The sequence below is a fragment of the Pseudomonas sp. genome (assembly GCF_049645325.1).
GTDB lineage: Bacteria > Pseudomonadota > Gammaproteobacteria > Pseudomonadales > Pseudomonadaceae > Aquipseudomonas.
The window spans coordinates 1-2,414 of record NZ_JBARTQ010000078.1 but is presented as its reverse complement, the minus strand read 5'-3'; the positions used below and the strand labels follow the sequence as shown (position 1 = coordinate 2,414).

2 protein-coding genes are annotated in these 2,414 nt (G+C 58.8%); one reads left to right on the top strand and one right to left on the bottom strand.

What is annotated here, in order from left to right:
• The coding region (locus tag WBB95_RS03320; protein ID WP_424486283.1) for a cysteine hydrolase at positions 1 to 637 on the bottom strand (637 nt) is incomplete at its 3' end.
• Positions 638 to 925: 288 nt separating this feature from the next.
• Between WBB95_RS03320 and WBB95_RS03315 the strand changes: the two genes are divergently transcribed.
• On the top strand, positions 926 to 2,414 hold a 1,489-nt coding region (locus tag WBB95_RS03315; protein WP_424486282.1), incomplete at its 3' end, for a sigma-54 interaction domain-containing protein.

The window sequence follows — 2,414 nt, the reverse complement described above, 5'->3', positions numbered from 1 at the left end:
CTGCAACCTGGGCAGCTGCTGTGGCGTCAGAAACCACGGCCACTTCGAAACCCTGCTCCATCAGTTCGCGCATATGTGACTCGGTGCACAGGTTGGCCGACATGCCGCCCAGGATGACCTTGTCGATACCGCGCTTGCGCAGTTGCAGCACCAGGTCGTTGGTTTCCGGGCCGTAGACCTTGTGCGGATTGGAGACGATGGTCTTGCCGTCGTTGATCAGCGGCTTGTAGCGTTCCAGCCAGTCGGCACCGGAGCCTTCGAAGCCCTCCAGTGTGAGTGGGCCCTTGCGGTCGAACATGCCGATCTTGTGCATCAGCGCTTCCAGTGCGCCTTCGAATTGCCAGCCATGGTCGGTGGGGTAGTAATAGTGCGGCGAAATGAACAGCGGCAGGTCGTTGGCCTTGGCGGCCTTCATCAGGCTCTCGATGTTTTCAACCGTGTTGTTTTCAGTAACGCTTTTGCCGACCACGCCCCAGGTCACGCCTTGTGGACTGAGAAAGTCATTCTGCGGGTCCGTGATAAGTACGGCGGTCCGTGATGGATCAATCTCCATGCCCGGGTCAGGCAGTTGCGCATGTGCATCGAAACTGGCGATTGCCAGGACCAGCAGCACCAGGAACGCTCCAGCAAGACTCATCCTGCCCGATACCGGAGCCGTGTAGTGCACCCTGCTTTGCGCAAATCGCTCAAAGACTTTCTCAATATCTCTCGCGTCAAGTTCTTCGATTGCTTTATTCGTGTTGTTCATTTATCCATCCTCTCAACTTCGTGTTACCCCTATAGCTGCAGTATTCGTGCCAAACACTGAAAACTTGGAAAATCAAATAGATAGGTAATTTCCAAGGGTCACGAAAATTTGTGAATCACAAATTTCTGTGAGATGATTCACAAATATTTGTGAAATTGATTGCACCCGAGAATCCGGATGAGCAAGGAAAAAAATACTGGCACCAGGCAGCTCGAACGACTGGAGAACATGCATTCACTGATCCTCGATGCCGCCGGTGAGGGCGTGTACGGGCTGGACGCCAACGGCAATACCACCTTCGTGAACAAGGCCGCCGAGCGCATCCTGGGCTGGCGCGCAGATGACGTAGTCGGCCAGCCGCTGCATGACATCCACCATCATTCACATGCCGATGGCTCGCCCTACCCGCGCGAGGAGTGCCCTATCTACGCCGCCATCAGGGATGGCCAGGTACACCAGGTGGATCATGAGGTGTTCTGGCGCACCGACGGTTCCAGCGTGCCGGTGGAATACACCTCCACGCCGATTATCGAAGACGGCGGCATCTGCGGCGCGGTGGTGGTGTTTCGCGACATCACCGCGCGCAAGGAAATGGAGCGTCAGCGTGAGGCCGCATACCAGCAGATCAAGTACCTGAAGGAGATGCTGGAGCAGGAGCGTGACTACTTGCGCGACGAGATCAACATCAACGCCAACTTCGGGGAGATCATCGGCGACTCGCAAGCGCTGAAACGCACCTTCGCACAGATCGAGGCGGTAGCGGCGACGACAGCCAGCGTGCTGGTCAATGGCGAGTCGGGTGTCGGCAAGGAAATGATCGCCCGTGCCATCCACCGGCGCAGCCCGCGCGCCGGGGCGCCATTGGTGAAGGTCAACTGTGCCTCCATCCCCCGAGAGCTGTTCGAGAGTGAATTTTTTGGCCACGTGAAAGGCGCTTTCACCGGCGCGCACAAAGACCGGGTGGGAAGAATGCAACTGGCCAACGGTGGCACCCTGTTCCTGGACGAGGTTGGCGAAATACCGCCTGAACAGCAGGGCAAGCTGCTGCGCGCGCTGCAGGAAGGCGAGTTCGAGCGGGTGGGTGACGAGCAGACCATCAAGGTGGATGTGCGCGTGGTGGCGGCCACCAACCGGGACTTACAGGCCGGGGTCGAGGCCGGCAACTTCCGGCAGGATTTGTTCTACCGCCTGTGCGTATTCCCCATCGATGTGCCGCCGTTGCGGCAACGCCGCAGCGACATCGTGCCGCTGGCGATGCATTTCATTGGCTTGATCTGCGGCGAACTGGGTAAGGCGCCGCTAACGCTGACGCAGCGGGGCGCCGACTCGCTCCTGGCGCACCACTGGCCCGGCAATGTGCGGGAGCTGAAGAACGTGATCGAACGAGCGGTGATATTGTCATCGGGGGATCGTTTAAGGCTGGACCTGGCCATGCCGGAGATTCCGGCGGGTAGGGAGCGGACTGCAAACGTTGTCGAACCTGATCGGGATTTCCAGACCGAGACCGAGCGGCGCGAGCATGAAAGGGAAAATCTGCTGCGGGTGCTGGAGGCCTCGGGGTGGAAAATCTCCGGGCCGGGTGGTGCCGCCGAGCGGCTGGGCGTCAAACCATCGACGCTGGCTTACCGGATCAAGGTATTCGCCATCGAAAAATCAAGGGAAAAAA